The organism is Nocardia sp. NPDC004568, from assembly GCF_040609955.1.
Taxonomy (GTDB): Bacteria; Actinomycetota; Actinomycetes; order Mycobacteriales; family Mycobacteriaceae; genus Nocardia.
Genome location: NZ_JBEXLL010000012.1, coordinates 1 through 25,292, shown reverse-complemented (window position 1 = coordinate 25,292; position 25,292 = coordinate 1). Strand labels below are relative to the sequence as shown.

Below are 25,292 nucleotides of genomic sequence, written 5' to 3'. Positions count from 1 at the left end.
GGGCCGTCGAGTCCGGTTTCGCCGCGGCCGGGCGCCGACCACGCCGGTGGGTCCCCCGCATCCGAGCGGCTTCGGCCGCCGAGCCCGCCGGAGGCTGCCTCCGAGGATCGGCCGGCAACCGGTACCAGGCCGGCTACCCCAAACGCCGCGGCCCGCCGTCGAAGCGGCTCGGCTGCGGACCGACGCGGGCCCGGGCATACAGGATCGCCGCCGACTCCGGGGCGGCCAGCACCGGCTCGAAGGACAGTTCCCGCATCTCGGGGAGGTCGTCGAACATCGCCGAGATACGCCGGGCGAGTTCGACGAGAGCCGCTTTGTCCACTCGGGGGCTGGCCGGTGTTCCGTTCAGCAGCGGGGCGGCGCGCGGCGCATCGATCAGCGCGGCCGCTTCCTGCGCCGAGAGGGGCAGCGCGCGGTAGGCGCGATCACCGAGAAGTTCGATGATCGGCCCCGACAGCCCGAATTCGATCACCGAACCGAACGCCGGGTCATCCTGCACCTTCAGCACACAGCCGACTCCCTTGGGCGCCATCCGCTGGATGTGCAGCAGCGGATCCCCGCACAGCTCCACCAGATCCCGATAGGCTTGGCGGACCGCCTCCGGGCGCCACAGATCCAGCCGCACCCAGCTCATATCGGGGCGGCGCCGCCAGCTCTCGTTGGTGGCTTTGGCCGCTACCGGATAGCCCAGTTCCTCGGCCGCCGCCACGGCCGCCTCGGCACTACGGACCGCCCGGAACTCCACCACGGAGATGCCGTAGCAGTCGAGCAGCTGGACGGTCTCGTCGTCGGTCAACCACCGCCCGGCCGGATCAGTCATCCACCGGCCCATCAGCAGCACGGCCCGCTCGCTGTCGATACCGGCCGGGCGGCCGTTCTCCTCGCCGGTGTGGACGGTATCAGCGCTCGGGGACGCGGGCAGATCGCGCCAGTGCGCGTAGCGATGCACTCTGGCGAGCGCGCGGACCGCACGCGCCGGATCGGGGAAGGACGGGATGGATCCGCGGATCGCGGCCGCCCCCGGACCGCGGACAGCCAGCAGGTTCGGGATGCCGTCGCCACCGGCGAAGGTGGTGAGCACCGGTTTGGTCGCGGGCACCGAGGCCACGGCCGCCCGGATCGCCTCGGCATATCCGGTCTGCGGCAGCGGAATCGGCGGCGCGAAGATGACGATCACCGCATCGGTGTTCTCGGCTTCCAATGCCGCGGCGACGGCGATCCGGAAATCCTCTGGGGTGGCCTGCGGACCCAGGTCCACCGGCTCGACCACGGTCAGCCCCTCGCTGCCCGCCGCGTCGGAGGTCAGCCAGTTGAGTGCGGCGCTATTGCCCACGACGGCCGGCCGCGGTCCGCGCGGCAGCGGCTGATAGCCCAGCAGGGCCGCGCAGTCGAACATCTCGGATATCGAATCCGCCTGCACCACACCGGACTGCGCGAACAGATCGCGCACGATGGACCGATCCAGCCCGCCGTCCGACATTCCGGGAGCGGCGAGCCGGCTGGGACTCACCGCCACAATCGGTTTGTTGCGGGCCACCCGGCGCGCGATACGGGAGAACTTGCGCGGATTACCGAAACTTTCCAGGTACAGCAGGATCACATCGGTATCGGCGTCGGTGTCCCAGTACTGCAACAGGTCGTTACCGGAAACGTCGGCCCGGTTACCGGCGGAGACGAAAGTGGACAAACCCAGATTGCGCGTGGCTGCCTCGGCGAGGATGGCCACGCCGAGCGGCCCGGACTGACAGAAGAATCCGATTCGCCCCCGGCCGGGCAACAGAGTGGCCAGCGTGGCATTGAGACCGACCGCCGGATCGGTGTTCGCGATCCCCAGCGCGCTCGGGCCGACCACCCGCATACCGTGTTTCCGGGCGGCCGCGACGAGTTCGGCCTCCGCGCTGCGGCCCTGCTCCCCCGTCTCCCCGAACCCCGCCGACAGCACCAGCAGACCCTTGACGCCCTTGGCCATACAGTCGTCGAGAACCGAACCGATGGCGGCCGCGGGCACCGCGACAACGGCCAGGTCCACCTCGTCCGGGATATCGCGAACCGTCGGATACGCGTGGACGCCGCGCACCGAACGCCGCTCGGGGTTCACCGGGTACACCGCCCCCTGGAAAGTCCCGTCCAGCAGATTGGCCAGCACCACCCCACCGACGCGGCCGGTACTCGGCGTCGCGCCGATCACGGCCACCGACCGCGGAGCCAGCAGATTGCCCACACTGCGTGCCTCCGAGGCCCGTTCCCGCGCGTCGCGCACCGAGCGCAGCGCCTCGGTGGGGTCGATGGCGAATTCCAGATGCAGTACCGAACCGTCACGACTGCGCTCCACCTGGTAACCCGCCTCACGGAACACGGTGACCATCACCGTGTTCTCGGCCAGCACCTCGGCGACGAAGGTGTCGATCCGGTTCTCCGCGGCCGCGCCGGCCAGATGTTCCAGCAGGATCGAGCCGAGTCCGCGTCCCTGGTGCTCGTCGGCCACCACGAAGGCGACCTCCGCCGCGCGCGAGCCGGCCCGGTCCAGGAGTTCGTAGCGCCCGACCGCGATGATCGCGTCCCCCAGGACTACGACCAGCCCCACCCGGTCCCGATAGTCGAGGTGGGTGGTGCGATGCAGATCCTTCGGCGATATCCGCGGATAGGGCCCGAAATAGCGGAGGTACCTACTGCGCTCGGACAGCGCGGTGTGGAATCGCTGCAGTTCGTCGGCGTCGGCCGGAGTGATCGGGCGCACCCGCACCACCCCGCCGTCGGAGGCGAGCACATCGGCCTGCCAGTGCAGCGGTGCCGGCGGCGGATCGTCGGGCACACGGTCGGTGGGGTCAGTCACGCGGATCCTCCGGGTCCAGGCCGAGCGGGCCGAAGCACGCTCGGCGGGTGGCGAGAACGGCCGTGTCGACGGCCCGCTGGGCACGGTCGAACCGGGCGTCCCCGGTTTCGGCGGTGCCCCCGGGACCATCCCAGCGCCGGAACGCGATATCCACACCGTCGCCCATGGTGCGGGGCGGTGAGACCCGCGGCCTGTCGGTGTGCACCAGATCGATCCAATCCTGCGGTATCGCGGTCGCCGGGTCCACCGGGCGATCGAGCGCGATACCCAGCAGATGGGTCCAGGCCCGGGGCACCACCCGCACCAGGCCGTACCCACCCCCGCCGACCGCCAGCCAGCGTCCCTCGGCATATCGGTCGGCCAGTTCCCGCATCGCCAGGAACGCCGCCCGTTGACCCTCGATACCCAACTCCAGCTCGGCGAGCGGATCCTCGCGGTGGGTGTCCACTCCGCACTGGCTGACCACCAGCTGGGGCCGGAACGCCGCCACCGCGCCGGGGACCACCGCGTGGAAGGCGCGTAACCACTGCGGGTCGCGAGTGCCCGGCAGCAACGGGAGGTTGATCACTGTGCCGTCTCCGGGACCGCTACCGGTCTCGTCCGGCCAGCCGGTGTTCGGCCACAGTGTGGCGGGATGCTGATGGATCGACACGGTGAGCACCCGCGGATCCCGATAGAACGCGTGCTGCACCCCGTCGCCGTGATGGACATCCACATCGAGGTAGGCGATCCGGTCGAAACCGTGGTCGAGCAGCCAGGAGATGGCCACCGCCGCGTCGTTGTACACGCAGAAACCGGCGGCCCGGCCCGGCATGGCGTGGTGCATGCCGCCGCCGATACTCACCGCCCGCCGGGTGGCGCCGGTGGCGATGGCCCGCGCCGCGGCCAGGGTGCCGCCGACGATCACCGACGCGGCCTCGTGCATGCGGGGGAACACCGGATTGTCGCTGGAACCGAGCCCGTAGGGGGGATCGGTCGGCGGCTCACCCACCGTCTCCCGCGGCACCGCCGCGCGAACCGCCTCGATGTAGTCGCCGGTGTGAACCCGGAGCAACTCCTCGTGACCGGCCGCGCCGGGCTCCAGGAGTTCGATTCCGTCGAGTATCCCGAGCGAGCGCGCCAGCGCCATCGTGTAGTGCAGCCGGACCGGTTTCATCGGATGCTCGGGGGTCCACGAGTAGTCCAGGAAGCGGTCGGTCCACACAACGGTCCCCGGTTGCCCGGAGCCGGGGTTCACGTCCGGCGGTGCAGTGGCCATGATCGCAACCGTATCGGGAAGGGTGAAACCCCATCGCACGTTGTCATGCAGTAGAAATACATGTATGCGCGACTGCGGCGTCGGGCCGCGCGCCGAATGTATTCCCATCGCGTCAGGCGACCCGTTCGATTCGACCGGGGTCGCTGGTGCGCAGGTAGAATTCGTGCCGACGAAGGGGCAACAGTGAAGGATCTGGTCGACACCACGGAGATGTATCTCCGTACCATCTACGACCTCGAGGAGGAGGGCGTAGTACCCCTGCGCGCCCGGATCGCCGAGCGTCTCGAGCAGAGCGGCCCCACGGTCAGCCAGACCGTGGCCCGTATGGAACGCGACGGACTGCTGCTCGTCGCGGGTGACCGGCATCTCGAACTGACGGAGAAGGGCCGCAGTATGGCGGTCGCGGTCATGCGCAAACATCGGCTGGCCGAGCGTTTGCTGGTGGACATCATCGGGCTGGACTGGCAGAACGTGCATGCCGAGGCCTGTCGCTGGGAACATGTGATGAGCGAGGACGTCGAACGGCGGCTCGTCGAGGTCCTGAACCATCCCACCACCTCTCCGTACGGCAACCCCATCCCCGGCCTGGACGAACTCGGTATCGCCGCGGCGCAGTCGCTGGAGGAGCCGCTCAAGCGGTTGTCCGAACTGCCTCAGGGCCGTACGCACGCGGTGGTGGTGCGCCGGCTGGCCGAACATATTCAGACCGATCCGGAGGTGATCGGCCGGCTGCGCGAGGCGGGCGTGGTGCCCGACGCGCGGGTGACCGTCGAGAGCAGGCCGGGCGCCGTGATCATCACCGTGCCGGGGCACTCGGGCTACGAACTGCCGGACGAAATGGCCCACGCCGTTCAGGTGAAGCTGGTCTGATCGATGAAACTTCTGGTCACCGGCGGAGCCGGGTATGTGGGTGGTGTCTGCGCGCTCGTACTGCGGGAGCAGGGACACGACGTGGTGGTCGTGGACGATCTGTCGACGGGTAACGCCGACGGTGTGCCCGCGGGCGTCGAATTCGTCGAGGGTGATATCGCCGAGACCGCGCCGGACCTGCTGCGCACCCGGCGGTTCGACGGGGTTCTCCATTTCGCGGCGCAATCCCTGGTCGGCGAATCGGTCCAGCGGCCGGAGAAGTACTGGCACGGCAATGTGGTGAAAACGCTCGCACTGCTGGAGGCGATGCGCGAAACCGAGACGCGGCGGTTGGTCTTCTCCTCGACGGCAGCGGTCTACGGCGAGCCGGAACAGGTCCCGATCACCGAGGACGCGCCGGCCCGCCCCACCAACCCCTACGGTGCGTCGAAGCTGGCGATCGATCACGCCATCACCTCGTATTCCGTGGCTCACGGACTGGCCGCCACCAGCCTGCGCTATTTCAATGTGGCCGGAGCCTACGGCGGCCTCGGCGAGAACCGGGTCGTGGAGACGCATCTGATCCCGCTGGTGTTGCAGGTGGCTGCGGGACACCGGGATTCCATTGCGGTGTTCGGCACCGATTGGCCGACCCACGACGGCACAGCGGTCCGTGATTACATCCACATCCTGGACCTGGCCCAGGCGCATCTGCTGGCCCTGGAGACCGCCGCGGCGAGCACGCACCGGGTGTTCAACCTCGGCAGCGGGACGGGATTCTCGGTACGCGAGGTGATTTCGGCGTGCGAGCGGGTCACCGGCGGGCCGATCGCCGCGGTGGATGCCCCGCGCCGAGCCGGCGATCCGGCCGTGCTGATCGCCTCCAGCCGACGTGCGATCGACGAGCTCGGCTGGAAACCCGAGCACAACGATCTCGACGAGATCGTCTCCACCGCCTGGAGTTATCTGCGGGGGCTCGGCTCGCGCGCGCACAGCGCGCGCTGATCCCACCGCGGCGGGCCTCAGCACACTGCGGCCGGGTCGACGCCGAGGGCGATCGCGGCGTCCCGGCCGCACTGTGCCAGATCGCGGAGGCGTTCGGGGCGCATACCGGCTTCCAGCGCGGTATGCAGCAGTGCGGCCATCGAATGGCGCGGCTCGGCATCGAGCGCCACGTCCAAGGCGATTCCCGCGAACGGGCCGTCGCCCCGCACATAGGCGAAATAGCCCAACAGGGTCGCCGCTTCGGCCCGATCGGCACCGTCCAGCGCACGGGTCAGCAGAGCCAGTAGGCTCTCGGCCGCTTCGGCGTGCGCGGTATCGGCCACGGCGAAGACCGAATCGCGGACCTCCCGGTCGCGCAGGGCCACCGCGATCTGGGCCAGCTCCCGCGCCTCGAGTCCCGGGCCGGATTCGGCGTGGGCGATGAGCCAGAACACGGTCATCAGTTCACCGCGCAGATAACCGGCCGGATCGCCCCGCTGCGCGGCAGCCACGTATCTGTCCTTGGCACGATCCCGGGCACCTTCCAGTTCGCTCGAGACCCGCGCGCGCAGCACCTCGTCCGGGGCGACCAACGCGGTCAGTTCGTCCCGGCTGCGCCGGATCGGGCGGCCGTCCAGGACTCGGCCGAGGGTCACCGTCGAGGCCACCGGATCGGCGATCCGCCCGCGGCGCGGTGGGCCCGTCACGCTCCACCACGGCTGCCCGGCCGCGATCGACCGGGCAGCCCAGGCGCCGCGCACCGGGACGGCCCGGGACGCGAGCTGTCGTGCCAGTTCACCGAATACCGGTATCCGTTGCGGTGCGGCGGGTTCACCGTCGCCGAACTGGTCGTCCACCAGGACGGCGAGCACTCCGACGACTCCGGGCCGCGCACAGACCCGCGCGGCCGCGGCAGCGACCGTCTCGGTATCGGAGGGAGCGCCGGTGCCGGGATGCCGGAGATCGAACCGCACCACGAGATCGATGACCGCACTTTCTGCGGTGGGTGTCGCGCACAGCACGGCCAGCACCAGTGAACGCTCCGGACGGAAGCCGAGCATGGCGGGGAGCGCGGCGAGCAGATCTCCCGGGTCGTCGAGGTGGGCGGGTCCGGTACGAAACGGTCGGTCGTACTCTTCACCGGTCCGGTCGGCGCAGCGTGCCCGGGGTGCCGCGGCGTACTCGTAGACCTCCCGCCAGGGGAAGCGCGAGCCCGGCGCCCCGGGAGCCGGGGCCGGGGCCGGGGCCGGGTGTGCCCCGCCGCGCGCGGCCAGGGCCCGCGCGGTGGGGCACCGTCCCGGGGCTCGGCCGGAACGCGATGGCGCGGGAGCCGGACGGCCGAGGCCGCCGGCTCGGCACGGGACCGACCGGGTGTCGGCGGAGGCAGGACGGGAGAACGGCGCAGCGGAAGTCATGGCCCGAGCATGCGGGATCGGATCTCACGCAGTACGGGCGTGAACTGGGAAAACGCCGGTTCTCAGAAAGTCTGTGGACAACTCGGCAGTGTGGACAACTCCGGTCAGCGGCCCGCAGCCGCACCGGGACCCGGTTGCCGGTTCGGAAATGGGGTACATCCAGGAGCGGAGTGTGCCAGACTCCCCGGTGCGTTCACCGGCCACCGGACCACACCGATTCCTCGGCCCGTCCCGCCGGTACCGGGGAATCGACCGGCGCCGACCGCTGTTGTCAGCACAGAGAGCCGATGTACGGCCGCGTGTGGCCCGACATCTGCATGGGGGACAATGGAGGGCGATTCGCGGCTCACGGCGCGGCAGCGAATACCAGCAGTGTTGCTCGACCCGCCCGCCACGGATCGCGCAGGAAGGAGTACGCGATGGACTACGAGTCGCGAATGTACGAACTGGAGTTCCCCGCTCCGCAGCTGTCGTCCGACGACGGCTCGGGGCCGGTCCTGGTCCACGGCTTGGAGGGGTATTCCGACGCGGGTCACGCGGTTCGGCTGGCCACGACCCATCTGCGGGAGAGCCTGGAGAGCGAACTCGTCGCCTCGTTCGATGTGGACGAGCTGCTGGACTATCGCTCGCGGCGCCCCCTGATGACCTTCAAGACCGATCATTTCTCCGAGTACGCCGAGCCCGAGCTCAACCTGTGGGCGCTGCGCGATACCGAGGGCACCCCGTTCCTGCTGCTGGCGGGCATGGAACCGGATCTGCGCTGGGAGAAGTTCACCACCGCGGTGCGGTTGCTGGCCGAGCAGCTCGGCGTACGCCGCAGTATCGGTCTGAGCGCCATCCCCATGGCGGTCCCGCACACCCGACCGCTGGGGCTCACCGCGCATTCGTCGAACCGCGATCTCATCCCGGAGAACCAGCGCTGGCCGGGTGAACTCCAGGTTCCGGCGAGCGCGGCCACGCTGCTGGAGTACCGCATGGCCCAGCACGGTCACGAATCGCTGGGTTTCTCGGTGCACGTCCCGCACTATCTGGCGCAGACCTCGTACCCGGAGGCCGCGCAGACCCTGCTCGAACACGTCGGTGAGAACGCGGGCCTCGAGTTCCCGCTCGCCGCGCTGGGCGAGGCGGCGGCCCGGGTGCGTGAGCAGGTCAACGAGCACATCGCCGGAAACGCCGAGGTGGAGACGGTGGTGCACGCGCTGGAACGCCAGTACGACACCTTCGTCAGTGCGCAGGAACGGCAGTCCAGCCTACTGGTCGGTGAGGGCGAGCTGCCCAGCGGCGACGAACTCGGCGCCGAATTCGAGCGTTTCCTCGCCGAGCAGGGCGGCTACTCCGGCGACGACGACGAACGCGGCTGAAGTGCCGCGATGCCCGAGTCCCGGCACACGCCCACCGTGCCGGTGATCGGTCCGCGGCAGCCCGTAGGGTGTCCGGGGTGGATCTGACCGAGCTGCTCGAGATACCGGGGACCGACGCCGACGCACTGTACGAGTCGTTCGCCATATGGGCCGCCGAGCAGGGCACCGCTCTCTATCCGGCTCAGGACGAGGCGCTGCTGGAACTGGCGGCCGGATCCCATGTCATTCTCGCCACCCCCACCGGTTCCGGGAAATCGCTGGTCGCGGTGGGCGCTCATCTCTTCGCGCTGACCCGGGGGCTGCGCAGCTACTACACCGCGCCGATCAAGGCACTGGTGAGCGAGAAATTCTTCGCCCTGTGCGAGGTTTTCGGCGCCGAACGAGTGGGCATGGTGACCGGCGACGCGGCGGTGAACCCGACCGCGCCCATCCTCTGCGCCACCGCGGAGATCCTCGCCAACCTGGCCTTGCGGGAGGGACCGGCCGCCGATATCGGCCAAGTGGTGATGGACGAATTCCATTTCTACGCCGACCCCGACCGCGGCTGGGCCTGGCAGGTGCCGCTCCTCGAACTGCCCCGCGCGCAATTCCTGTTGATGTCGGCCACACTCGGCGAAGTCGATTTCTTCGCCGACGATCTCGAGCGCCGCACCGGCCGCACCGCCGCGGTGGTCGCGGGTACCGAGCGCCCGGTGCCGCTGCACTTCTCCTATGCGCGTACACCGATCACCGAAACGCTGACCGAGTTGGTCACCACTCACCAGGCTCCGGTGTATGTCGTGCATTTCACCCAGGCCGCGGCGCTGGAACGAGCACAGGCGCTGACCAGCGCGAACTTCGCCAGCCGGGCCGAGAAGGACGCCATCGCGGAAGCGCTGGGCGAGTTCCGCTTCTCGTCCGGTTTCGGAAAAACGCTGTCCCGCCTGATCCGGCACGGTATCGGCGTCCATCACGCCGGGATGCTGCCCAAATATCGCCGGTTGGTGGAGCGTCTCGCGCAGGATGGACTGCTGAAAGTCGTCTGCGGTACCGACACCCTGGGAGTCGGGATCAATGTCCCGATCCGCACCGTGCTGCTGACCGGTCTCACCAAATTCGACGGCGTACGCACCCGGCGCCTCAAGGCCCGTGAATTCCACCAGATCGCCGGGCGCGCCGGGCGGGCCGGTTTCGACACCATGGGCACGGTGGTGGTGCAGGCGCCCGAGCACGAGGTCGAGAACACCCGGCTGCTGGCCAAAGCCGGTGACGACCCGAAGAAATTGCGCAAAGTACAGCGCCGCAAACCGCCCGAGGGGTTCGTCTCGTGGAGCGAGGAGACCTTCGACCGGTTGGTCGCGGCCGCACCGGAACCCATGGTGTCGCGCTTCGCGGTCACCAACGCGATGCTGCTGAATGTGATCGCACGGCCGGGCAACTGTTTCCGGGCCATGCGCCATCTGCTCGAGGACAATCACGAACCGCGTCCGGCCCAGCGGCGGCATATCCTGCGCGCCGTCCGGCTGTACCGGGCGCTGCGCGACGCCGGTGTGGTGCAGCAACTGCCCGAACCCGACGAGCACGGCCGCTACGCGCGGCTCACGGTGGACCTGCAGCGGGATTTCGCGTTGGACCAGCCGCTCTCGCCGTTCGCCCTCGCCGCGTTCGAACTGCTCGACAGCGCGTCGCCGAGCTACGCGCTCGATATGGTGTCTCTGGTCGAGGCCACCCTCGAGGACCCCCGGCAGCTGTTGATGGCGCAGCAGCACAAAGCGCGCGGCGAGGCCGTCGCCGAGATGAAGGCCGAGGGCATCGACTACGACGAGCGGATGGAACTGCTCGAGGACATCACCTGGCCGAAGCCGCTCGCGGAGCTGATCGAGGGCGCCTACGAGACCTACCGGGCCGGGCATCCGTGGCTGTCGGAGTTCGCGCCGTCACCGAAATCGGTGGTGCGCGACATGGTCGAACGGGCCATGACCTTCACCGAACTGATCTCGTACTACGAACTCGCCCGCTCCGAAGGGGTGGTGTTGCGCTACCTCGCCGACGCCTACCGGGCCCTGCGCCGGACCGTGCCGGAGTCGGCGCGCAGCGAGGAACTCGACGATCTCACCGAATGGCTGGGCGAACTGGTGCGGCAGGTGGACTCCAGTCTTCTCGACGAATGGGAGCAGCTCACCGGGGCGGGCGCGGAGACCGACGCCGAGCAGATCGCGTTCGGCGGGGAAGGCGTGCGCCCGGTCACGGCCAACGAGCGGGCGTTCCGGGTGATGGTGCGCAATGCCGTGTTCCGCCGGGTCGAGCTGGCCGCCCGGCAGCGCTGGGACGAGCTCGCGGAGCTGTCGCCCGGCCCGGACTGGGCGGCCGATCTCGGCCCCTATTTCGACGAATACGACAGCATCGGTACCGGACCCGACGCGCGCGGCCCGCAATTGTTCCGGGTCGAGACGCGGCCCGGTTTCTGGCAGGTACGCCAGACCCTCGACGATCCGGCGGGCGATCACGGCTGGGCGCTGCTCGCCACTGTCGACCTGGCCGAATCCGATGCGGCCGGTGATGTGGTGTTCGACGAGGTCACGGTGGTGTCGGGGTGATCCCGGGCGCCGTGGCGAGCGAAGGAGAACGACGGTGGCGGCGGAATTCAGCGGCCGGCATGTGCTGGCCGAGTTCGGTGGGGTGGACCCGGCGCTGTGCGACGATCTCGGGCGGCTCGAGGCCGCGCTGCGGCACGCGTTGTCCGCGGCGGGTGTGACCGTCTGCGAGGTCGTCGGCAAACAGTTCGACCCACACGGGGTCACTGTGCTGGCATTGCTGGCCGAATCGCATGCCTCGCTGCACACCTACCCGGAGACCGGGGACATCTTCGTCGATGTCTTCACCTGTGGCGCGGCCGCGGACAGTGCCGGTGCGGTGGCGGAGCTGCTGCGCGCCGCGCTCGCCCCCGAACATGTCCGGATCTCGACCGTGCTACGCGGCCGGGCCGCCGGCGGTCAGCCCAGCAGCATGTAGACCATGCCGAGATCCATGATGAGATGCGGGAGCACCGCCACGGGCACTCCGCGCCCCGCGGCCGGCCCCACCGGATGCGCGGCCCACCAGCGCGCCCGTCCGCTGCGCATCGAGACCAGCACCACGACGGCGTCCACCAGGAACAGAGCGGCGAATACGGCAGCCGGCCCCGGCTCCGCGCTGTGCCCACCACCGCTGTGTCCCGACATCGTGAACAGCATCACCGCGGCCGCGACCAGGTGGTATCCGATAGCCGCCGCGCGCTGCCCGGCCCGCGGATACGCATCGCGATACCAGCGCACCAATCGATCGCCCAGCAGCAGGGCGAACACCAGCGTCATGGCGAGCAGGACACCGTGCAGGGCATGGGTGTGCACTCGGGTGGGGAACAGCACCATCACCAGCATGACCGCGCACATGAGCAGATGCGCGGCATCGGATTCCTGATCACCGCCGTGCGCCGCGTCACCGCAGCCCGTGGCACCGCCCGCGGCCGCCCCCGCCGCGAGCATCGGCGCGGCGAACATCACCCGCGCCAGCACCACCAGCGCCGCGACGGCGAACGCCAGCCCCACCAGAGCCCGCACCCCGGCGTGTTCGAGTACGAATCCGGCCATGCCGCACCGCCTTTCAGAAAAGCGCACCCGGTCCATACTCGCACGCCCGGCCGACCGCAGGGCCGCCTTCGATCCGCCGGATACCGCCCGCCGCCGGTACCGGACCGGGCCGCGACCCGCGCGGAGGCCGGGTTTCGATAGGCTGGTCGGTGCAATGACCAGGACCGCAGTCACGCACCGGGAGCTTCGTACCCGGTTGGCTTCACTCACCCTCCGCGACGAACACCGGCTGCACCGGCAACTGGATCGAGTGCGCGGCGGTGACCTGTCCCGCATCGAGTCCGAGATCACGGCGGCCGAGGAACGTATCGCGGCCCGCCGGGCGGCGGTACCGGCGATCACCTATCCCGAACAGCTGCCGGTCACCGGGCGCCGCGACGATATCGCCGCCGCCATCGCCGCGCACCAGGTCGTGGTGGTGGCCGGGGAAACCGGCTCCGGTAAGACCACCCAGATCCCGAAGATCTGCCTGGAGCTGGGCCGGGGTATTCGTGGAGCGATCGGGCACACCCAGCCCCGCCGGCTGGCCGCGCGCACGGTCGCCGAGCGGATCGCCGCGGAGCTGGACACCGAACTGGGCGACGCGGTCGGCTATACGGTCCGGTTCACCGATCACGCCGCCGAGCACACGCTGGTCAAACTGATGACCGACGGGATCCTGCTCGCCGAGATCCAGCGGGACCGGCTGCTGCGCGCCTACGACACGATCATCATCGACGAGGCCCACGAACGCAGTCTCAATATCGATTTCCTGCTCGGCTACCTGAAGCAGCTGCTCCCCCGGCGGCCGGATCTGAAGATCGTCATCACCTCGGCCACCATCGACCCGGAACTGTTTGCCCGGCACTTCGCCGACGCCGCGGGCAACCCGGCGCCGATCGTGGAGGTCTCGGGCCGGTCGTACCCGGTGGAGATCCGGTACCGGCCGCTGGTCCTGCCCGCGCTGGCGGAGGAGGACGAGGAAGAAGATCACCGGCCGGTCGACCGCGACCCGGTGGACGCGATCTGTGCCGCGGTCACCGAACTCTTCGCCGAAGGCGACGGCGATGTGCTGGTCTTCCTGTCCGGTGAACGGGAGATCCGCGATACCGCCGACGCGCTCGCGGACATGAAACTCCCGCGGACCGAGATCCTGCCGCTGTACGCCCGGCTGTCGGCGGCCGAACAGCACCGGGTGTTCGCCCCGCACACCGGCCGGCGCGTGGTGCTGGCCACCAATGTCGCCGAAACCTCGCTCACCGTGCCGGGTATCCGCTATGTGGTCGACCCCGGGACCGCCCGTATCTCCCGCTACTCCATGCGGACGAAGGTGCAGCGGCTGCCGATCGAACCGATCTCGCAGGCCTCGGCGCGGCAGCGGTCCGGGCGTTGCGGCCGCGTCGCCGACGGTATCTGCATCCGCCTGTACTCCGAGGACGATTACGAATCCCGTCCGGCGTTCACCGATCCGGAGATCCTGCGCACCAACCTCGCCGCGGTCATCCTGCAGATGACCGCGCTCGGCCTGGGAGAAATGGAACGCTTCCCGTTCGTGGAGGCGCCGGACCAGCGCGCGGTACGCGACGGTGTCGCCCTGCTGGAGGAACTGGGCGCCCTGACCCGCGGCGCACCGGACAAACCCCCGGCGGTGGCCCCGGAACCCGAGGCCCGGGAGGCGGATTCCACGGCACACGACGAGACGGCCGGCCGGCGGCGCCGGGCGGCTTCGGGGCCCCTCCTCACGCCGACGGGCCGGGAGATGGCGCGCCTACCGGTGGATCCGCGCATGGGCCGGATGCTCGTGGAAGCGCACCGAAACGGCTGTCTGGCCGAGATGCTGGTGATCGTGGCCGCCCTGTCGATCCAGGACGTCCGCGAACGACCGGTCGATCAACAGCAGGCCGCCGACGCGAAACACGCCCGTTTCACCGTGCCGAACTCGGACTTCCTGGCGTACCTGCGGCTGTGGGAGTACCTCACCGGTCAGCGGCGAACGCTGTCCGCCAACCGTTTCCGGCGGATGTGCCGCGAGGAATTCCTGCACTACCTGCGGATCCGTGAGTGGCAGGACCTGTACGGCCAGCTGCGCACGATCACCAAGGGCATGGGTTGGTCGCTACACGAGCCGGCCGGCGGGTCCGGGACGAAGGAGTCGCGCCCCGCACGCGCCGAGCACGCTTCCCGGCGCGGGCGCGACGGCGCGAAGCCGGACCGGGAAGCCACCGCACCGGCACACACCGGCACCGCGGTCCCCCGGCCGGTCGAGGAGATGACCCCGGACACCGATCCGTGGGACGCGACCGCCGTTCACCAGGCGCTGCTGTCGGGCATGCTGTCGCATATCGGGGTCCGGGAAGCCGAGTCCCGGGAGTTCCTCGGCGCCCGCAACGCCAAGTTCATGATCTTCCCGGGCTCCTCGCTGGCCAAGAAACCGCCGCGCTGGGTGATGGCCGCGGAACTGGTGGAGACCTCCCGCCTCTGGGGCCGGATCGCCGCCCGGGTGGAACCCGAATGGGCCGAACGGCTCGCCGGGGATCTGGTCAAACGTATCTACTCCGAACCGCACTGGTCGTCCAAGCGGGGCGCGGCCCGGGCCTACGAACGCGTCACCCTCTACGGCGTCCCCCTGGTGACCGGCCGTCCGGTCGACTACGGGCGTATCGATCCCGAGGTCTCGCGGGAACTGTTCCTCCGGCATGCCCTGGTACAGGGTGAATGGCAGACCGGGCACGAGTTCTTCCACCGTAACCGGGCGCTGCTCGACGATATCGCCGATCTCGAGCACCGCGCCCGGCGCCGGGACATCCTCGTCGACGACGAGGTGCTCTTCGAGTTCTACGATCGCCGGATCCCCGCCGATATCGTCTCGGTCCGGCATTTCGACACCTGGTGGAAGACGGCCCGCCGCCAAGACCCCCACCAGCTCGATTTCACGACCGAGACGGTGGTCAACGAGAACGCGAACCGGCTGGACCCCACCGATTTTCCGGACATCTGGCGGCAGGGCGAGCTGTCCTTCCCACTCACCTACCAATTCGAGCCGGGGCAGGCCGACGACGGTGTGACCGTGCGCATTCCGGTGGCACAGCTGGCCCATGTCCGGGCGGTCGGGTTCGACTGGCTGGTGCCGGGAATGCGTGCGGAACTGGCCGCGGCGCTGATCAAGACACTGCCGAAACAGTTGCGCCGCACGGTGGTGCCCGCGCCGGACTTCGCCGCCGCCGCGCTGCGCGTCCTCACTCCACGGGCCGAACCGCTGCGGACCGGGCTGGCCCGGGAGCTGACCCGCCTGGCGGCCACGCCGATCGCTCCCGGCGATATGGACCCGGCCGCGCTCCCCGAGCACCTCCGGATGACCTTCGCCGCCACAGATACCGACGGCCGCGTCCTGACCACCAGCAAGAGTCTGGCGCAGTTGCGGATCCGCCTCGCCGATCAGGTCTCCGCCTCGGTGGCCGCGGCCACGGCCAACGCCGAGCGGGCCCCCACCACCGTATGGACCTCGGAATCCCTGGGGACCCTGGACGCCACGGTGCGCCGGGAAGTGGGTGGCCAGACCATCACCGGATATCCCGCGCTGGTCCCGGAGGCCGACGGCGTGGCGGTCCGGGTGCTCACCTCGCCCGCCGCACAGGCCCGGGCCATGCGGGCCGGCACCCGGGCCCTGGTGCTCAACGCCATCCCGACCTCGGTACGCGCCGTCACCGCCGGCCTGTCCCCGGCGGATCGGCTGGTACTCAGTCAGAACCCGTACGGTTCGGTCGACGCGCTGGTCGAGGATTGCCGCGCCGCGGCGGCCGACCAGCTCATCGGCGCCGCGGGCGGACCCGTGCGCGACCCGGCGCAGTTCGAGCGCCTGGTGGCGGCGCTGCGACCCAAACTGAACGAGGTGGTGACCCGGCTCGTCCGGCTCGTGGTTCCGGTCCTGGCCGCGGCGCACGACGTGTCGACCGCGGTGACCGGGGTCCGGGAAGCGGATATCGCCGAGGACGTCCGGGATCAGCTGGCGGAGTTGTTGTTCGACGGGTTCGTCTCCGAATGGGGACCGGCCCGGTTGCGGGAACTGCCCCGCTATCTGCGCGCGGCGCAGGCCCGGCTCGCGGCCCTGCCCGGGTCCGCAGTGCGCGACCGCCAGGCCATGACGGAGGTGGATACCGCACTGGCCGCCTACGATCAGTTGCTGACCCGGCTACCGGAGGCGCGACGGGCCGCGCCCGACGTCACCGAGATCTGGTGGATGATCCAGGAGTTGCGGGTGAGCCTGTTCGCTCAGAAGGTGGGTACGCCGTACCCCGTCTCCACCAAGCGGATCCAGAAGGCGATCGCGGCCGTGCGCCGCTGACTCGGCCCGCTCAGTCCCCGGGGCCGACCGCCGCCCGGGCCTGCCGCATATCCCGGATCTCGCGTTCGAAATCCTCGGCGGAGGTGAAGGATCGGTAGACCGAGGCGAAACGCAGATACGCCACCTCGTCCAGTTCGCGTAGCGGCCCGAGAATCGCCAGGCCGACCTCATGACTCGGCACTTCCGGTGACCCCTTGGCCCGGACCGCGTCCTCCACCTGCTGGGCCAGCAGGTTCAGCGCATCGTCGTCGACCTCGCGGCCCTGGCAGGCGCGCCGGACCCCGCGAATCACCTTCTCCCGGCTGAAGGGCTCGGTGACCCCGCTGCGTTTGACGACCGACAGGATCGCGGTCTCCACCGTGGTGAAACGGCGGCCGCATTCCGGGCAGGAGCGTCTGCGGCGAATGGCGGCGCCCTCGTCGGCCAGTCGCGAGTCGACGACCCGGGAGTCGGGGTGTCGGCAGTACGGGCAGTGCATCCGGGGTCCTTCGTCGCTGCGAACGCTCGCGGCCGAACCGGCGCCGGTCGCGGGTCCGGCGAGCGCGGGTACCGGGCCGATGCCCGGGTACGGGTGGGCCGGTCACACGCACCGGCTCGAGTGCATAACACATCGAGGATACCGGTACGGGGTGTGCCGTGCGCGCGCTCACCCCTGGTCCGCACACGCGCGTCGCCGGCACGCTACCGAGGCCCGGGCGTGTCGGCGGCCGGACCGGGCACCGACGCGGCCGGAATTCCGGGTGGAGTCGGCTCGGGCGCCCGATCCGGGGCCCGCAGATGGGCCAGAGCGAGGAAGGCGACCACCACCGTCGCGGTGATCACGGCGGTCAGGGCCGTCGCCGCATGACCGGTCCGCGCCCGCTCCACCAGATCACCCGGTTCCGGCGGCCGCGACCGCGGAGGGACCGCGGGCCCACGACGCACGGCCGGCGCCGTGGGGCCGACCAGCCGGTACCCGCTCGCCCCGCCCCGGTGCTGCGCCGCGGCACACGGGCAGGGCGGCCGAGAACGACGCGTGTCCGGACCCGGCAACCCGCCCTCGGCCGGCTGGGCCGTTCCGGTCGCCCCCGGCGGGACCGGACCGGACCGTGCCCGGACGGTGACGTCTTCCCGCGTGCCGGTGCCGGTCACGCTGATGGTGGTGTTCATCGGATAGACCTCCGTGCTGGTTGCTCGCGAAACCATCGGTATTCGATCAAATGTTCGACGAACTGGTGTTCGATTTCTACCACGCCGGAGGGATAATGTCAGTAGCAACGCCGGACATACCTCGAACAGATGTTTGATAGATCGGAGAGCGCCGACTAGATTCACTGCACGACATCAAACCTCGGGCACAGCCGGTCCGGGCCGTCTGCCGGGACGGCGGCCACCGGGCCGGAGACCGACGAGAAAGGGCGGTTGTGGTGAGCCAATCAGACGACACGGGTGACGGGGCCGGCCCCGGCACCGAACCGGGGGCGACCGGTGCGGATCTCACCGTGCGTCAGCGCAAGGTGCTCGAGGTCATCCGTTCCTCGGTGAGTCTGCGCGGCTATCCGCCCAGCATCCGCGAGATCGGTGACGCGGTCGGCCTGAACTCCACCTCCTCGGTCGCGCACCAGCTGCGCACCCTGGAACGCAAGGGGTATCTGCGCCGCGACCCCAATCGCCCCCGTGCCGTGGACGTCCGCGGGATGGACGAGGCGGTCCGCTCGGTGACCACCCTGCCTCCCGCCGATACCTCCCCCGCCCCCGAGGCGGCGGGCGAAACCGGCCAGCCGATCCCGACCTATGTACCGGTGCTCGGACGGATCGCCGCCGGTGGCCCCATCCTGGCGGAACAGGCGGTGGAAGACGTGTTCCCACTTCCCCGCGAACTGGTCGGCGACGGTTCGCTGTTCCTGCTGAAGGTGGTCGGCGAATCCATGGTCGATGCCGCCATCTGCGACGGCGACTGGGTGGTCGTCCGGCAGCAGAACGTGGCCGACAACGGCGATATCGTCGCGGCCATGCTGGACGGCGAAGCGACCGTGAAAACGTTCAAACGCAGCGGCAAGGACGTCTGGCTGATGCCGCACAACCCGCACTTCGAACCGATTCCGGGTAACGACGCGCGCATTCTCGGCAAGGTCGTCACCGTGATCCGCAAGATCTGAGGGCCGCCCACCGGCACCGCGCACGCGCCGATGCCGGACCTTCTTCCGGAGGCGGTGAGCAACCCCTGGCACGATACGAGGTCGCGGTGGCCAGGCCGCGTTCGGAACTCGGTTCCGGGCCGGTCCCGGATCGAATCTGGTATGCCGCCTACGGTTCGAATACCGATCCGGAACGGTTGCGCTGCTACCTCACCGGCGCCCGTCCCGCCGGCGCGGTCCACCGCCCGCCCGGCACCGGGCGGGATGCGGGCGCACCGGCGGGTTGCCGCGACCGCACGCCGCCGGCGCGGTCGCTCGCACTGGTGCTGCCCGGGCTGCTCTACTTCGCCACCGAATCGGTGGTCTGGACCGGCGGCCGCGCCTTCTACGACCCCGCCACCCCGGCCGAGCTGCCGGTGCGCGCCTACCTGCTGACCCGGTCGCAGTTCAGTGATATCGCCGCCCAGGAGATGTACCGTCCGGCCGGAACCGATCTGGACCTGACCGAGGCGGTGCGCACCGGTCGGTCCCACCTCGGCCCCGGTCGCTACGAAACCCTGATCTGCCCGGGCGTATTCGCCGGTCTCCCTGTCCTGACCTGGACCGCCCCGTGGCGTTGGCGCGAGATCGGTGGAAACCCGCCGGCCGCCGCGTACCTCGACCGGATCGGCACCGGTCTGCGTGCGGCACACCGATGGTCGGTCGGCGAGACAGCGGGGTATCTGGCCAGTCGCCCGGGCGCTGCCGGTCACTGGTCTCCCGCCGCTGTAGCCGAGCTGCTGCGTGGCGAAGGTGACGGCTGACCCGGGGCTGTTCCGAGGCGGCCGGTGCACCGCCGGTTTCGCCGCTCGGCGGCGGACTCACGCGTCAGCGGTCCGCAGTGCCACCGAGATCGACCGTGCCCCCGCGCGCACGATGTCGATATAGCGGGCCCGGTCGGCCGGACCGGCCTCCGCCCGCAGCGGGCCCAGCTGGACCTCGTAGGGTGCCGCATCGCCGTGGAACACCGGCGCGGAGACATAACTGAGCGGCAGCGCGAGCCCGGTGCGGATATCGGCCTCGGTGTACGCGCGTGAGGTCAACCGGCCCAGCTGGCGCAACGCCTCGGTCCGCAGTTTCGGTTGCAGGAGTTCGGCACCGAGCGCGCCGAGCAGTTCGGTCAGCAGATCCACCAGGCCGGCGTCGTCGGCCTCCGGCCGGAACATGGCGAACCCGTGCGCGGTGACGAAGTCGAGGAGTTCCGCCGCCCCGGGCCGTCCGTGGGTCGTCGCCAGCCAGCGTTGCCGTTCGGCGGGTGTCCGCCAGGGCATCACCGCGGCCCCCGCGGGGTAGACGACCGGAACCGACTGGCCGACGGACAATCCCGGCACTATCCGCGCGCCGGCGTACTGTTTGGCCACGATGGTGAGCCGATCGTCGCAGATCCGGCTCAGGGTGGCGCCGCATCCGGCCGCCTCGGCCAGCGCCGCCAGCTCGGCGCCCACCGCGACCGCCGCGCCCACGGGTTCGGCGGGTGACAGGCGGGCCAGCGCCGGCCCGCGCCGGTAGGCCAGACTCGCGTCCCGCACCACCCAGTTCGCCGCGCACAACTCGGTGAGCACCGCGGTGACCGTGGCCCGCGCCAATTCCAGGCGTTCGGCGATCTCCGAAACGGTCAGCGCCCGCTCCGCTTCCGCGATCAGTTCGACCACCGCCACCACCCGGCGTGTCGGCGGGGACCCGGTCGTCGCCATCTCCGAAGCTCCCTTGTCGCCCGGTATCCCGGGATCTACACTGCATCGACTATTCGATGACATAACGTCGAATAGTCGACATGAGCATACGTCAGGAGAAGCCATGATTCTGGACCGATTCCGGCTCGACGACCGGGTCGCCGTCGTGACCGGGGCCGGGCGCGGACTGGGCGCGGCCATCGCTCTCGGCTTCGCGGAAGCGGGAGCCGACGTGGTGATCGCCGCCCGCACCGAATCCGAGCTGACCGCGGTGGCCGAGCAGGTCGGGGAGCTCGGCCGCCGGGCCCGTGTCGTGGTCGCCGACCTGGCCGAACCCACGGCCTGCGCCGCCCTCGCCGAGACCGCGGCGGCGGAGTTCGGGCGGCTAGACATCGTCGTGAACAATGTCGGCGGCGCCATGCCCACCCCGCTGCTGGACACCACGCCCGAGGCCTTGGCCCAGGCCTTCGGTTTCAATGTCGCCAATGCCCACGCCCTCGTCCGGGCCGCCGTACCGATCATGCTGGACACCGCCGGCGGCGGGTCGATCATCAACATCACCTCGACGATGGGCCGGCTTCCCGGCCGCGCGTTCGCCGCCTACGGCACGGCCAAAGCCGCGCTCGCGCACTACACCCGGCTCGCCGCCATGGATCTGTGCCCGCGTATCCGGGTCAATGCCATCGCCCCCGGCTCCATCGCGACCTCCGCGCTCGAGGTCGTCGCCGCCGACGACACCCTGCGCGGCGCCCTGGAGAAGGCCACCCCGCTGCGCCGGATCGGCGATCCCGCCGATATCGCGGCCACCGCACTGTTCCTGGCCTCCCCGGCCGGCGGCTACCTGACCGGGAAGGTGATCGAGACCGACGGCGGTCTGATCGCCCCGAATCTCGATATCCCGATTCCGGATCTGTGAGGAGACAGCTGTGACGTACCGCGTAGTGCACTGGGGCACCGGGAATGTCGGCCGCCACGCCCTGGCCGGGATCATCGACGATCCGCGGCTGGAACTGGTCGGTGTCAAGGTATCCGGCAGCGACAAGGAAGGCCGCGACGCCGGGGAACTCGCCGGGTCGGACACCCACACCGGAATAACCGCCACCACCGATGCCGCGTCGCTACTGGCCGCGGAACCGGATTGCGTGGTCTATACGGCGATGACCGACAACCGGCTCGTCGAGGCCCTCACGGATCTGCGCACGATTCTGGCCGCGGGCGTGAATATCGCCGCCAGTGCTCCGGTGTTCCTGCAGTACCCGTGGCAGGTGCTGCCGCCGGATATGCTCGCCCCGATCGAGGAAGCCGCCGCCGCGGGCGGAGCGTCGTTGTTCGTCAACGGAATCGACCCCGGCTTCGCCAACGATCTGCTGCCGCTGGCGCTGGCCGGTACCTGCCGGCGGGTCGACCGGATCCGCTGCATGGAGATCCTCGACTACGCGACCTACGACAATGCCGCGGTGATGTTCGACATCATGGGGTTCGGCAAGTCTCTGGACGAGACACCCATGCTCCTGCAGCCCGGAGTGCTCTCGCTGGCCTGGGGCAGTGTGGTCCGCCAGCTGGCGGCCGGGCTGGGCGTGGAACTCGACGCGGTCACCGAAACGCACCAGCGGATTGCCGCACCGGCCGATATCGAGATCGCCGCGGGCACGGTCGCGGCCGGCACGACCGCGGCACTGCGGTTCGAGGTCCGCGGGATGGTCGGCGACCGCGCCGTCACGGTGCTGGAGCACATCACCCGGATCCGGGGGGATCTGGCGCCCGACTGGCCCCAGCCGGCGCAGGAGGGCGGGTCGTACCGCGTCGAGATCACCGGCGAACCGAATTACGCGCTGGACCTGTGCCTGTCCAGCGACAGCGGCGACCACAACCACGCCGGCCTGGTGGCCACGGCCATGCGGGTGGTCAACGCGGTGCCCGCGGTGGTGGCGGCCGCGCCGGGTATCCGCACGACCCTGGACCTTCCGCTGATCACCGGGCCGGGGCGGGCGGGCTCGCACGAACCCTGATCCGGCGCCGGCACGAGCCGTGCCCTGGCAAACCGGCGATGCGCCGAGCACAGAACGCGGGCGGCCGCGTGCCGGGGGCGGATCGCTGCGCCCACTACGTTCTCCGGCCTGTTCTCAACGGTTCCGGGCCCGGCCCCTTCGAGGCGCCGGACACGAAGGAGCCGAAGAAGCGCAGCCGGACACGGCCGATCGGGGCGCTTGCCCAGCAGGTCCCGACGCGTGGTACTCAGTCGCTGGTGCTCGGGTTGCCCCGCTGCCGGCACCACGATGTACACGACAGCGACCGCGTCACAATTTCGCGGCGATCGCCTTGACCAGTTCGGGGAGGATGACCGATCGTTCCCACTCCCACCGCCGGGACACACCACCCGGGCCGCCGTCGCGTGGCCACGCGGTTGTCTCGGTGCCGCGCTGGTATCGGATGATGTTCTGCTCGTCGTCCTGGATGTTGTAGTCGATTTCCGTCCACACGTCGAACGCGACATGCGGTGTGCTGCAGCTGAGCTCGTTCGCGCCTCCCTTGCTGTAGCAACGTGCTGCGCCGACCGTGATCTCCTGCGCGTCGGTAGCCGGCTTCGGACTGTTCAACTGGACGATCTCCGCCGAACCCGCAGCCCTCACTTCGACCATCACCTGGGCCCGGGACATATAGATCTCGGCCGCCGGATCGAAATCTATTCCGGGAATCGCCAGCGCCACCGTGCAGCCGGCATCGATCACCTGGACCTGGTCGGGAGTATCCGGCGGGCGTACTGCGCCGGGCACCAGCACCGGCAGGAACTCCAAGGTCCGGTTCTCCGAGGCTCTGCGCGTGTCGGTTACCTGCGGGAATATCGTCCGGAGATCCGCGTCGGTGAGTAGGTCACAGGCCTTCGGCCACTGATCGAACTGGTAGAAGCCCGAAGGATGCAAGGGTGCACCCGGATACCGTGGGCCGGTCGGCGTTTCCGGGGCCGCACCCAATTGAACTGCCGGTGGCGGCTCCGGGTTCCCGGGTAGCATCGAACATGCCGCGCCGAACACCATGGTCACCCCGGCCAAGATGATTTTGCGAAGATCCATTATTACCTCTCATACGCCACGGTGACGGGAGTGGTGTCTCCCCGATGCTCCCGCTCCTGGACGTGGAAGCACATTCCCGAGATGTTCACGCGCGGCCCGCGCCACACGTGATCTGCCCCGATTCCGGTGGCACGACCGGGATGCTCCGGAGTCGTCAGACTACGCGCCCGGTCGCTGCGCAATACCTGTCTCTCACCCGGTCTGGGAACCTCTACCCGCGAGGCCACCGCTGTCCGCACCGGATCGCGCTTCGCCCGGTACCTGGATGAAGGAAAGGGGATGTGATTCTCGCCCGGGCGCCGGGCCGACGAATCGGTGAATCCGGGCAGCGAAACGAACCCAGCGGCGGATTGTTCGCTACGTCCCGCCAACGCCGGACAGAACACGCCGGGGTTCCGAGAAGTAGAAGATGAAAATACCTGTACCCCGACAGGAGTACAGGTATGTCGGCCGGCGGCCCGGAACGGGACACGGACGGGGAAGGACCATGGACCGGGCCCGGGAATTGCACCGGTCAGGACAGTTTCAGCGACCGCCCGATGATCTCCTTCATGATCTCGGTGGTACCGCCGTAGATCGTCTGCACCCGCGCGTCGAGGTAGGCCTGGGCGATCGGGTATTCGCGCATATAGCCGTAGCCACCGTGCAGCTGCAGGCAGCGGTCGATGAGATCGACCTGCTCCTCGGTGCTCCACCATTTGGCCATGGCGGCGTCCTCGGCCGAGAGGGTGCCCGCGTTGAGCTCGGTGATACACCGGTCGACCAGGACCCGCACGGCCGTGGCCTTGGTCGCCAGTTCGGCGAGCACGAACCGGGTGTTCTGCAGGGCGCCGATCGGCTTGCCGAAGGCCTTGCGGTCGCGGACGTACTGGCAGGTGTAGTCCAGGCAGGTCTCCATCGCGGCGGCCGCCATCACCGCGATCGACAGCCGCTCCTGTGGGAGGTTCTGCATCAGGTGGATGAAGCCCTTGCCCTCCTCACCGAGCAGGTTGGCCGCGGGGACCCGGACATCGGTGAAACTGAGTTCGGCGGTGTCCTGCGCCTTCAGGCCCAGCTTGTCCAGGTTGCGACCCCGTTCGAAGCCCGGCATCCCGCGTTCCACCACCAGCAGGCTGAAGCCCAGGGCACCGGCCGAGGGGTCGGTCTGGGCGACCACGATGACGATATCGGAGTTGATGCCGTTGGTGATGAAGGTCTTGGCGCCGTTGAGGACCCAGTCGTCACCGTCGCGGACCGCGCGGGTCTTGATGCCCTGCAGGTCCGAGCCGGTACCGGGCTCTGTCATGGCGATGGCGGTGATGAGCTCGCCGGAACAGAACTTCGGCAGCCAGCGCTGCTTCTGCTCGTCGTTGGCCAGCTCCATTAGATACGGTGCGATGACATCGTTGTGCAGGCCGAACCCGAGACCGGAGTACTGCCCACGCACCGACTCCTCGGTGATGATGGCGTTGTAGCGGAAATCCTTCACGCCACCGCCGCCGTACTCCTCCGGCATCGCCATACCCAGGAAGCCTTGCTTACCGGCCTCGAGCCAGACCGAACGATCCACGACGCCCTGTTCCGCCCACTGGTCGTGGAACGGCGCCACATGCGTCTCCAGAAACTTGCGGTACGACTCCCGGAACAGCTCGTGCTCGGGCTCGAACAGTGTGCGCTCCACACCAACCTCCTAGACGAGTAAGTCCAAACCCTGGTCAATGGTCGTAGGCGATCAGTGACCGGGTGACCGGTGCGCCGATCGTGTGGTTGTGCCAGATCGCGGC

Annotated in this window: 19 protein-coding genes; 10 read left to right on the top strand and 9 right to left on the bottom strand. The window is 69.6% G+C overall.

Annotated elements, in window-relative coordinates:
• Positions 1-133: 133 nt before the first annotated feature.
• Positions 134-2,833, bottom strand: a complete 2,700-nt coding sequence (locus tag ABZV91_RS08795; RefSeq protein ID WP_355237628.1) for a GNAT family N-acetyltransferase — start codon at positions 2,831-2,833, stop codon at positions 134-136.
• Positions 2,826-4,091, bottom strand: coding sequence for an acetoin utilization protein AcuC (locus ABZV91_RS08790; RefSeq protein WP_355237625.1), 1,266 nt, complete (start codon positions 4,089-4,091; stop codon positions 2,826-2,828). The genes ABZV91_RS08795 and ABZV91_RS08790 overlap by 8 nt, the downstream gene beginning before the upstream one ends.
• A gap of 183 nt (positions 4,092-4,274) precedes the next feature.
• On the opposite strand from ABZV91_RS08790, the gene ABZV91_RS08785 reads away from it, so the two are divergent.
• A complete protein-coding gene (locus tag ABZV91_RS08785; protein ID WP_355237622.1) occupies positions 4,275-4,961 on the top strand; it encodes a metal-dependent transcriptional regulator in 687 nt (228 codons plus the stop codon).
• Positions 4,962-4,964: 3 nt separating this feature from the next.
• Positions 4,965-5,945: a UDP-glucose 4-epimerase GalE gene (galE, locus tag ABZV91_RS08780; RefSeq protein WP_355237619.1), complete on the top strand. Its 981-nt coding sequence runs from the start codon at positions 4,965-4,967 to the stop codon at positions 5,943-5,945.
• A 17-nt stretch (positions 5,946-5,962) separates the two neighbouring features.
• Here the strand turns inward: galE and ABZV91_RS08775 are convergent, their stop codons facing one another.
• Entirely contained in the window at positions 5,963-7,339 is a 1,377-nt protein-coding gene (locus tag ABZV91_RS08775; RefSeq protein ID WP_355237617.1) for a DUF4192 domain-containing protein, read from the bottom strand.
• A gap of 419 nt (positions 7,340-7,758) precedes the next feature.
• Between ABZV91_RS08775 and ABZV91_RS08770 the strand changes: the two genes are divergently transcribed.
• From ABZV91_RS08770 to speD, 3 genes are all read left to right on the top strand, one after another.
• Positions 7,759-8,700 carry a PAC2 family protein gene (locus ABZV91_RS08770; RefSeq protein WP_355237614.1) on the top strand — a complete coding sequence of 314 codons (942 nt, stop codon included), beginning with the start codon at positions 7,759-7,761 and terminating at the stop codon, positions 8,698-8,700.
• A 77-nt stretch (positions 8,701-8,777) separates the two neighbouring features.
• The gene (locus tag ABZV91_RS08765) at positions 8,778-11,276 is read left to right on the top strand and encodes a DUF3516 domain-containing protein (RefSeq protein WP_355237611.1); all 2,499 of its coding nucleotides are present in this window, start codon (positions 8,778-8,780) and stop codon (positions 11,274-11,276) included.
• A gap of 34 nt (positions 11,277-11,310) precedes the next feature.
• A complete protein-coding gene (gene speD, locus ABZV91_RS08760; protein ID WP_355237608.1) occupies positions 11,311-11,691 on the top strand; it encodes an adenosylmethionine decarboxylase in 381 nt (126 codons plus the stop codon).
• On the opposite strand, the gene ABZV91_RS08755 is transcribed toward speD, so the two are convergent.
• The gene (locus ABZV91_RS08755) at positions 11,673-12,308 is read right to left on the bottom strand and encodes a DUF5134 domain-containing protein (RefSeq protein WP_355237605.1); all 636 of its coding nucleotides are present in this window, start codon (positions 12,306-12,308) and stop codon (positions 11,673-11,675) included. The genes speD and ABZV91_RS08755 overlap by 19 nt on opposite strands.
• Before the next feature lie 154 nt (positions 12,309-12,462).
• On the opposite strand from ABZV91_RS08755, the gene hrpA reads away from it, so the two are divergent.
• On the top strand, positions 12,463-16,629 hold the full coding sequence (hrpA, locus tag ABZV91_RS08750; protein ID WP_355237602.1) for an ATP-dependent RNA helicase HrpA: 4,167 nt from the start codon (positions 12,463-12,465) through the stop codon (positions 16,627-16,629).
• Between the two features lie 10 nt (positions 16,630-16,639).
• Here hrpA and nrdR read toward each other — a convergent pair whose 3' ends face one another.
• On the bottom strand, positions 16,640-17,107 hold the full coding sequence (gene nrdR, locus ABZV91_RS08745; RefSeq protein WP_039825717.1) for a transcriptional regulator NrdR: 468 nt from the start codon (positions 17,105-17,107) through the stop codon (positions 16,640-16,642).
• A gap of 203 nt (positions 17,108-17,310) precedes the next feature.
• Positions 17,311-17,778, bottom strand: coding sequence for a hypothetical protein (locus tag ABZV91_RS08740; protein ID WP_355237599.1), 468 nt, complete (start codon positions 17,776-17,778; stop codon positions 17,311-17,313).
• A 254-nt stretch (positions 17,779-18,032) separates the two neighbouring features.
• On the opposite strand from ABZV91_RS08740, the gene lexA reads away from it, so the two are divergent.
• Both lexA and ABZV91_RS08730 read left to right on the top strand, forming a co-directional pair.
• Positions 18,033-18,767: a transcriptional repressor LexA gene (lexA, locus tag ABZV91_RS08735; protein ID WP_355237596.1), complete on the top strand. Its 735-nt coding sequence runs from the start codon at positions 18,033-18,035 to the stop codon at positions 18,765-18,767.
• Positions 18,768-18,853: 86 nt separating this feature from the next.
• Positions 18,854-19,549: a histone deacetylase gene (locus ABZV91_RS08730; protein ID WP_355237593.1), complete on the top strand. Its 696-nt coding sequence runs from the start codon at positions 18,854-18,856 to the stop codon at positions 19,547-19,549.
• Between the two features lie 57 nt (positions 19,550-19,606).
• Here ABZV91_RS08730 and ABZV91_RS08725 read toward each other — a convergent pair whose 3' ends face one another.
• Positions 19,607-20,479, bottom strand: coding sequence for a helix-turn-helix domain-containing protein (locus ABZV91_RS08725; protein WP_355237590.1), 873 nt, complete (start codon positions 20,477-20,479; stop codon positions 19,607-19,609).
• Positions 20,480-20,582: 103 nt separating this feature from the next.
• Between ABZV91_RS08725 and ABZV91_RS08720 the strand changes: the two genes are divergently transcribed.
• Both ABZV91_RS08720 and ABZV91_RS08715 read left to right on the top strand, forming a co-directional pair.
• A complete protein-coding gene (locus ABZV91_RS08720; RefSeq protein ID WP_355237587.1) occupies positions 20,583-21,374 on the top strand; it encodes an SDR family oxidoreductase in 792 nt (263 codons plus the stop codon).
• A 10-nt stretch (positions 21,375-21,384) separates the two neighbouring features.
• Complete coding sequence (locus ABZV91_RS08715) at positions 21,385-22,467, top strand: diacylglycerol kinase (RefSeq protein WP_355237584.1); 1,083 nt, start codon at positions 21,385-21,387, stop codon at positions 22,465-22,467.
• Between the two features lie 288 nt (positions 22,468-22,755).
• Here the strand turns inward: ABZV91_RS08715 and ABZV91_RS08710 are convergent, their stop codons facing one another.
• Together ABZV91_RS08710 and ABZV91_RS08705 are read right to left on the bottom strand one after the other, a co-directional pair.
• Complete coding sequence (locus ABZV91_RS08710) at positions 22,756-23,529, bottom strand: hypothetical protein (RefSeq protein WP_355237582.1); 774 nt, start codon at positions 23,527-23,529, stop codon at positions 22,756-22,758.
• Positions 23,530-24,043: 514 nt separating this feature from the next.
• Positions 24,044-25,189, bottom strand: coding sequence for an acyl-CoA dehydrogenase family protein (locus ABZV91_RS08705; RefSeq protein ID WP_355237580.1), 1,146 nt, complete (start codon positions 25,187-25,189; stop codon positions 24,044-24,046).
• Positions 25,190-25,292 lie beyond the last annotated feature (103 nt).

What these genes read in the sequence shown, in the direction of transcription:
- ABZV91_RS08710 (WP_355237582.1), bottom strand. Translation starts at nt 23,529, where the DNA reads ATGGATCTTCGCAAAATCATCTTGGCCGGGGTGACCATGGTGTTCGGC.
- galE (WP_355237619.1), top strand. Translation starts at nt 4,965, where the DNA reads ATGAAACTTCTGGTCACCGGCGGAGCCGGGTATGTGGGTGGTGTCTGC.
- ABZV91_RS08725 (WP_355237590.1), bottom strand. Translation starts at nt 20,479, where the DNA reads ATGGCGACGACCGGGTCCCCGCCGACACGCCGGGTGGTGGCGGTGGTC.
- nrdR (WP_039825717.1), bottom strand. Translation starts at nt 17,107, where the DNA reads ATGCACTGCCCGTACTGCCGACACCCCGACTCCCGGGTCGTCGACTCG.
- ABZV91_RS08720 (WP_355237587.1), top strand. Translation starts at nt 20,583, where the DNA reads ATGATTCTGGACCGATTCCGGCTCGACGACCGGGTCGCCGTCGTGACC.
- ABZV91_RS08770 (WP_355237614.1), top strand. Translation starts at nt 7,759, where the DNA reads ATGGACTACGAGTCGCGAATGTACGAACTGGAGTTCCCCGCTCCGCAG.
- hrpA (WP_355237602.1), top strand. Translation starts at nt 12,463, where the DNA reads ATGACCAGGACCGCAGTCACGCACCGGGAGCTTCGTACCCGGTTGGCT.
- ABZV91_RS08755 (WP_355237605.1), bottom strand. Translation starts at nt 12,308, where the DNA reads ATGGCCGGATTCGTACTCGAACACGCCGGGGTGCGGGCTCTGGTGGGG.
- ABZV91_RS08740 (WP_355237599.1), bottom strand. Translation starts at nt 17,778, where the DNA reads ATGAACACCACCATCAGCGTGACCGGCACCGGCACGCGGGAAGACGTC.
- ABZV91_RS08790 (WP_355237625.1), bottom strand. Translation starts at nt 4,091, where the DNA reads ATGGCCACTGCACCGCCGGACGTGAACCCCGGCTCCGGGCAACCGGGG.
- ABZV91_RS08775 (WP_355237617.1), bottom strand. Translation starts at nt 7,339, where the DNA reads ATGACTTCCGCTGCGCCGTTCTCCCGTCCTGCCTCCGCCGACACCCGG.